Here is a 7,218-nt window from a genome sequence, read left to right as displayed (position 1 = left end):
TTGCTCAAAATCTTTTTTACGCTCAAAACCAACTTATTGATATTACTTACATTCATAAGTTATCCACATTTTTTAAGTATTATAATATCCTTAAGCGTAAAAAAGAGGCTTTAAAAGCCTCTATAAAGTGTAATTTTTATTTTTTCGTTTATTCATATGATAATGAGTATGTATTGTAAACAATCCACAAACTACGACTAAAAAATAATAAACATAAATACTATATAAAAATACAGAATATCCTATTATATTTCCCGGAAATACATTGGCAAATATGGTAAGAAATGCAACTTCATTTGCACCAACATTTCCAGGTGTTGGGATAGGAGAAACTGACATGTATAAAAACACTTGAAGTGATAAAACTTCAAAAAGACTTAATCCATTTAAATTAAATGCTTTATAAACACAATAAGATATACTAAAAAATACTGTAAGTTGTATTATTGTAAGTATTATACTCAAACATAGTGCTTTTTTATTTTTAATAAATAATTTTATTGAATAACTATATTCATCAATAAATTTATTTATAGTATGTATTTTTTTATTTAGTGATTTAAATATATTTAACCTATATAGTATATTAACTATAACTTTAACTATTATTTTCATAGTATTAGGAGTTAGTACTATTAACATACCTCCTAATAAAGAAACTATATTCATTACCATACCTATGCTCATTAATACTAACATAGAAGGTAATTCATTTTTAAGTACTTCTATATTTAAAAATATTATAACCGCACTATATATTGTTACTACAGTTTGAAATAATACTGTTTTATTTGTAACTATAGCTATAGATTTACTAAGATTTATATCATATTTATTTAATGCATAAATTTGCATCGGCTGACTCCCCGAAGCAAATGGTGTTACTAAGTTATAATAAAATCCCATCATAGCTATTTTAACAGCTAAAAATCTTACTTTTGTTTTTTGTATAGTTTTTATTAATATATTTATTATTGTACATTCTAATATAATATAAAGTACCATTATTAAAAAACCAATAAATATAAACTTTTTATTAACTAACTTCATAATCATAGGTATTAATGTAATATCTAGCGTTGTCGATACTAAATAAACCGTCATACATATTAAAAGTAGTAAAAAACCATACTGTATACATATTTTTTGAGTTTTAGTTAAATTTAGCATACTCTTTCTCCTATTATTTATTAGATACTTAATTATAATATACTAAACTTATAACTTTCAGCAACATATTCACTTCAATGTTATATTTTGTCATATTAATATATTATTTAATATAAATTTCTAAAATAAATTGTTTAATTTTTATGTTCTACTAAATCATTAATTTTTAATTTAGCTTTAAGTACCATCTAAAAATTATATCATAGTTAATATATATTTTCCATAATATAGAATATAGATGCTTTTATAAACATTGTGCTATAATACTCTATAATATTTATATATATTTAGAGCTTTAAAAGAAAGGATGTTAAAAATGAAAAAAGTATCACTATTTATAGTTATCAATGCTATATCTTTGTATGTAGTATCAAACTTAATGGATAGTATGTATATAGGGTCTTTTAAATCACTATTAATTCTTACAGTGATATTAGGTTTACTTAATTCAACAGTTAAACCAATACTAAAATTCTTATCTTTTCCCATAACATTTTTAACTTTAGGTTTATTTTCTTTAGTTATTAATGCATTAGTTTTAAAACTATCTTTTATGATGGTTTCTAATGTTGCTCTTTATGGATTCTTTAGTGCCATATGGGCATCTATATTACTATCAATAGTAAATGCAGTTCTATATAGTATACTAGATTAAAAAATACTTGCTCAAATTATAAATTTGAGCAAGTATTTTTTCTATTTATATGATAAACCTTCTTCTATGTTTATTATTTTACTTTCAGTATGAAGTAATTTTTCACATGTCAGATTTATACCTATAGCACCTATAGGTGCTGTAATTAATACACTAAGTATAGCAATAGCTTGCATTACATCGCCTCCTAATACCCCCATTTGAAGTGGTATAGATGCTTTTGCAGATTGAACTGTTGCCTTTGGAAGATATGCTATAACACAAAATAATTTTTCTTTTTTGCTTAAATTTGTGCCAGTTAATGCCATAATTACTCCTATAGAACGTATAAATAAAGAACATGTTAGTATAATCACACCTATAAAGAAATATTCTCCTACTAATGTTGGATTAACTGCCATTCCAACAAATGTAAATAAATATAATTTACCATATTTCCATATATTATTCATGTTATCTAATATATATTTAGCATCTTCTTTTATATAGTTTCTTATAAAAAATCCATATACCATAATACTAAGTAGTGAGTTAAGTATTTCTATTTCTAAGTTTTTTTCTATAAATCTTATTGATAAACATATAAAAAAAGCTATCATAGTTTTTAAATACTTATTATCTGTATTTTGTATTATACTCTTACTTAATTTAAACACTATAAATCCAAGTAATATACTTATTAAAATAGTTATAGGTATTGATATAATATTTGTGGCTATAGAAATATTTTCTCCACTATTACTTTGAATATATATACCTAAAAATGTTGTAAATAATGTTATAGCTATAGTATCATCAGCACTCGCTCCAACTAGTAGCATTTGTGGTATAGCTTTATCTTGACCGATTTTTCTTTCTATTAAAGATACCATTGATGGTATAAGTACTGCAGGTGATACTGCTGCTATTATAAATCCTAGTATTGAACCTTGAATAAATGTAAATCCTAAAAACTTCATAGATAAAAATGCTATTGCAAAACCTTCAAGTGTTGCTGGAAGTATACTTAAAAGTATTGCAGGTCTTCCTATTTGTTTTATATTAGATAAGCTAATTCCAAGTCCTGCTATAAATAATACAGTAACTAAAGCTATATCTTTTATAATTGGTGCCATTTCTAAAGTGTTATTTGGAACTACATTTAAAAATGAAGGCCCTATAATAATTCCAAGTACCATCATACCTATAAGTGCTGGTAACTTAAACTTTTCTGCTATTTTCCCACTATATGTTGCTATAACCCCTATTATTAATAGGCTTACTAATAAAATCATAATCTCCTCCTTTTTTGCAAATAAATAGACTCCTACCCTTAAATTTAAGAGTAGGAGTCATTAGCTTTCGCATTTAATGGCGAACTCCATCGCCTTTTTATTTATACTTAAATATTACCATGTGCCAATATATTTTGTAAACTTAAAATTTATTATATACTTATATAATCATTTAATATAAAGCTATGATATTATTCTATCGTTATATTTTTTTGTGATGTATATATTCCACTTTTCCCAGAAAATACATAGCTTATAACACATGCCACAAATATATATTTTATATTTCCTCCTCCAAATATCTCAAGTCCCATAACAAATGATGCCAAAGGTGTTTTTGTTCCACCACAAAACACACCTATCATTCCAATTCCTGCTAAAAATGATATGGGTAGCCCAACTATATTAGCTAAAAAATTACCTAATGTTGCTCCTATTACAAACAATGGAGTTACTTCACCGCCCTGAAATCCCGTAGCAAGTGTAATTGATGTTAATAGTAGCTTTATTATAAATGCATATGGTATAACAGAACTTTCAAATGATTTTGCTAACAATTCTAGGCTAAGACCTAAATACATCCTATTTCCTATTAATAATATTAAAATTATAATTATAATTCCACCAATAAAACTCTTTACAGATGTATTTTGTATTTTATCTGAGAATGCTTTTTTTAAAAAATGAGTAATCTCTGCAAATACTTTACTAACTAATCCAAATAATATAGCACATAATATTACTTTATAAAATATAACTGGATCTTTACTAGATACATCTACCATATGATAATGACTGTGCTGTACATTAAATAAAGTAGCAATATAATTACCTATATAACTAGATATAAGACACGGAATAATAGCTTCATATCTCATTTTACCTATAGAACTTACCTCTAACCCAAATATAGTTCCTGCAATCGGCGTTCCAAATACAACACCAAAGCCACTACTTACACCACTAGTAATAATAATTGTTAAGTCTAATTTGTTTAATTTTAGTATCTCTCCTATCCTAGCACAAATACTTGCTCCTATTTGTACTCCTGTACCTTCTCGTCCAGCTGAGCCTCCAAATAAATGTGTTATAAATGTTCCAAAGAATACTAAAGGTGCCATTCTAAATGGTACATTTCCCTTGCCTTCATTAATTCTTTCTATTATTAAATTATTTCCTTTTGATGAATCTTTTCCATATTTAAAGTATAAATAACTTACTAAAGCGCCTCCAAAAGGGAGTAAATACAACATCCATTCATTATTTTCTCTAACATTAGTTGCATATTGAAGGCTTTTTAAAAATAATGTAATTACAGTTCCAACTCCTATACCTGATATTAATGACAAAACAAACCATTTTAAGAAATTTCTAAATACTAATTTTATATCATTTAAGTTTTCATAAAGTAAATTCATATTTACACCTCATCATATATTATTACGAAATTAGTCTATTTACATCTATAGGTGAATCTAATCAACTATTCTATGTAATTTATGTGATGAATTGAGTTTAGCGCAAGACACCCTGAGTAAAAGTTATGTGCTATACCTACTAAACTAATGGATAAAAATAAATTAAAACCTTTTAAATCATTATTATAATTATCTTTAATTATATATATTTTATGCATAGGTATTTTTACTTGTATTTTCTCTTTGTAACACCCTTAACTATTTTTCATATTATAAAAATAGTAGTTCTATTATAAATTTTTTATGAGGTGACAATATAATGAATTGGTTTTTATCTCTTAATCCTATACTGCAAGGTCTTTTGGCAACTTTATTTACTTGGTCCATTACTGCATTAGGTGCTAGTGTTGTATTTTTCTTTAAAGATGTAAAAAAAAGTATATTAAATTCTATGTTAGGATTTGGTGCAGGTGTTATGATTGCAGCTAGCTTTTGGTCTTTACTCAGTCCTGCAATAGATCTTTGCGATGATTTAGGGTATAATTCTTGGTTAATACCTTCATTAGGATTTATTCTAGGTGGATTTTTTATAGTTTTATCAGATAAATTTTTAGATAAGTTTACTTTTAAAGATTTAAAGGTAGAAGATGGTATAAGATTTAAGTCTTATAAAAAGAGTATTTTATTAGTTTTAGCAGTTACACTTCACAATATCCCAGAAGGATTAGCTGTTGGAGTAGCTTTTGGTGGTGCTGCACTTGGAATTCCTGGGTGTACAGTTGCCAGTGCAATCCTTTTAGCTATAGGTATAGGTCTTCAAAACTTTCCTGAAGGTGCTGCCGTATCACTACCTTTAAGACGTGAAGGTTTTCCAGTTGTAAAGAGTTTCTTTTACGGTCAAGCATCAGGACTTGTTGAACCTATAGCTGGTGTTTTAGGTGTTTTTATGGCTATAGCTATGAGGGCTGTATTACCTATACTTTTAGCATTTTCTGCTGGTGCTATGATTGGCGTTGTTTCATCTGAGCTAATACCTGAAGCCTGCTTAGAAAATAAAAATTTAACAACAGTAGGTATAATAATAGGATTTACACTTATGATGATTTTAGATGTTGCTCTTGGATAAAATAAATAATGGCATAAATTCTATTTATGCCATTATTTATTAATTATCAAATCTATCTACTTTAAATAGTCTCATATCTTTATCTTTTTCTCCATGATATAACTTACTTAACATCATTCCTCCAAGTATTGCAAATAGTATTCCATTTGCACCATAACCTAAATTATACCATAAATTATTATGCTTAGTATCTTCTCCTATAAACCCTAAATTATCTAAAGTTGATGCGAATGTTCCACAATATTTATAATCAACTTCTATATCTTTTATATTTTTAAACATATTTTTTAATCTATTTTCTAGTATATCATACTTTTTATTTGCAAGTTTTTCATCAAATATATCTGGTACAAAGTCTACATCTTCTCCACCAATAATAATCCTATTATCAGATGTTGTTCTTAAATAGTTGTAAGGATCACAATTATCTCTTATTAGTACCTTTTCATACCATCCATCAAAGTTTTTAACTGGCTTTGTAGCTATATTAAATGTTGTTGTTTTAGTTGCAAAATTTCTATTTGTAAATAGCTTTGTGTTATATCCAGTTGCCACTATCACTTTTTTAGCTTTTACGATATTTCCAAATTCAGTTATTACCTCTATATAATCTTTATAGTACTTTAAATCTATTACTTCTGTATTTTCATATACTTTTAGTCCATTATTTTGTGATATATTTAATAATTCATGTGTAAATTTATATGGATCAATTTCTGCTCCACCATTTTTAGATAATATTCCTGCTTTTAAGTCAAAACTGAACTTATTATTATCTTCATTTATGTATTCAACATCAAAATTATTATTCTTTCTATAATCATACTCTATTTTTATAGCATTTATTTCATCTTTTTTTGCTGTATACAATAAAGTATCTCTTTTTTTATAATCACAATTATTTCCATATTCTTTTATAAACTTATCTATCTCATCTAACGCTATAAGCCCTAAATTATATGCTCATATAGCATCTTCTAAATCAATATATTCTGTAAAATCAGATAAATTATCATCTAATTCATATTGTAATAATGATGTTGTAACACTTGTGCTCAAATGAGCAATTCTTCTTTTTTCTAATAATACACAACTTATATTCTCTTTTGAAAAATAATATGACGTTATAGCACCTGTAATACCTCCTCCTATTATACACACATCTGTATCTATATTTTTTGTAAGATACGGATACTGATTTTTATGTTCATTTATATTAGTAAATATAGGTCTACCCTGTACGTACTGAAGTTTAGCATTTCCCATATATTCTCTCCTTTTTTATTTTATAAATTTATTATTTACATTATTATTTTTGATATACAAAATAGAGGATAACAATATTATTATCCTCTATTTTATATACAATATATTACTCAAATTCTTCTAATTTACTACAAAATTGTCTAAACTCTTCAATACTCCTTATTTCTCTTAAACTTCTAATATCAATAAAGTTTTTGCTTGGTTTATGAAATAAAAATTCTATATCATATATATCACATTTAGAAAATCCGTTTTTAAAAATATATTTATATGATTCATATTTATAAAAATTTTCTTCAAAATACTTAA

General features: G+C 25.7%; 5 protein-coding genes, 2 pseudogenes and 1 riboswitch. Of the genes and pseudogenes, 2 read left to right on the top strand and 5 right to left on the bottom strand.

Translation table 11 applies throughout. From position 1 onward, the window contains the following. Positions 1–120 precede the first annotated feature (120 nt). On the bottom strand, positions 121–1,170 hold the full coding sequence (locus Q5F54_RS08710) for a lysylphosphatidylglycerol synthase transmembrane domain-containing protein (RefSeq protein WP_302334252.1): 1,050 nt from the start codon (positions 1,168–1,170) through the stop codon (positions 121–123). Between the two features lie 316 nt (positions 1,171–1,486). On the opposite strand from Q5F54_RS08710, the gene Q5F54_RS08705 reads away from it, so the two are divergent. Further along, positions 1,487–1,825 carry a phage holin family protein gene (locus tag Q5F54_RS08705; RefSeq protein ID WP_281537850.1) on the top strand — a complete coding sequence of 113 codons (339 nt, stop codon included), beginning with the start codon at positions 1,487–1,489 and terminating at the stop codon, positions 1,823–1,825. A gap of 41 nt (positions 1,826–1,866) precedes the next feature. On the opposite strand, the gene Q5F54_RS08700 is transcribed toward Q5F54_RS08705, so the two are convergent. Further along, positions 1,867–3,099: a cation:proton antiporter gene (locus tag Q5F54_RS08700; RefSeq protein ID WP_288526385.1), complete on the bottom strand. Its 1,233-nt coding sequence runs from the start codon at positions 3,097–3,099 to the stop codon at positions 1,867–1,869. A 44-nt stretch (positions 3,100–3,143) separates the two neighbouring features. Then, a riboswitch (Fluoride riboswitch) is annotated at positions 3,144–3,202 on the bottom strand. Between the two features lie 88 nt (positions 3,203–3,290). After that, positions 3,291–4,517 (bottom strand): voltage-gated chloride channel family protein, encoded by a 1,227-nt coding sequence (locus tag Q5F54_RS08695; RefSeq protein ID WP_288526384.1) that lies wholly within the window; start codon positions 4,515–4,517, stop codon positions 3,291–3,293. A gap of 319 nt (positions 4,518–4,836) precedes the next feature. On the opposite strand from Q5F54_RS08695, the gene Q5F54_RS08690 reads away from it, so the two are divergent. Continuing rightward, positions 4,837–5,643 (top strand): ZIP family metal transporter, encoded by an 807-nt coding sequence (locus Q5F54_RS08690; RefSeq protein ID WP_288564523.1) that lies wholly within the window; start codon positions 4,837–4,839, stop codon positions 5,641–5,643. A gap of 39 nt (positions 5,644–5,682) precedes the next feature. Here Q5F54_RS08690 and Q5F54_RS08685 read toward each other — a convergent pair. Both Q5F54_RS08685 and Q5F54_RS08680 read right to left on the bottom strand, forming a co-directional pair. Further along, positions 5,683–6,909, bottom strand: a pseudogene (locus Q5F54_RS08685) (NAD(P)/FAD-dependent oxidoreductase). 106 nt (positions 6,910–7,015) lie between these two features. Continuing rightward, positions 7,016–7,218 (bottom strand): annotated as a pseudogene (locus Q5F54_RS08680) (hypothetical protein); the annotation flags it as partial.

The sequence above is a fragment of the uncultured Romboutsia sp. genome (genome assembly GCF_958366745.1).
GTDB lineage: Bacteria > Bacillota > Clostridia > Peptostreptococcales > Peptostreptococcaceae > Romboutsia > Romboutsia timonensis.
This window is presented reverse-complemented; position numbering and strand designations above follow the sequence as displayed.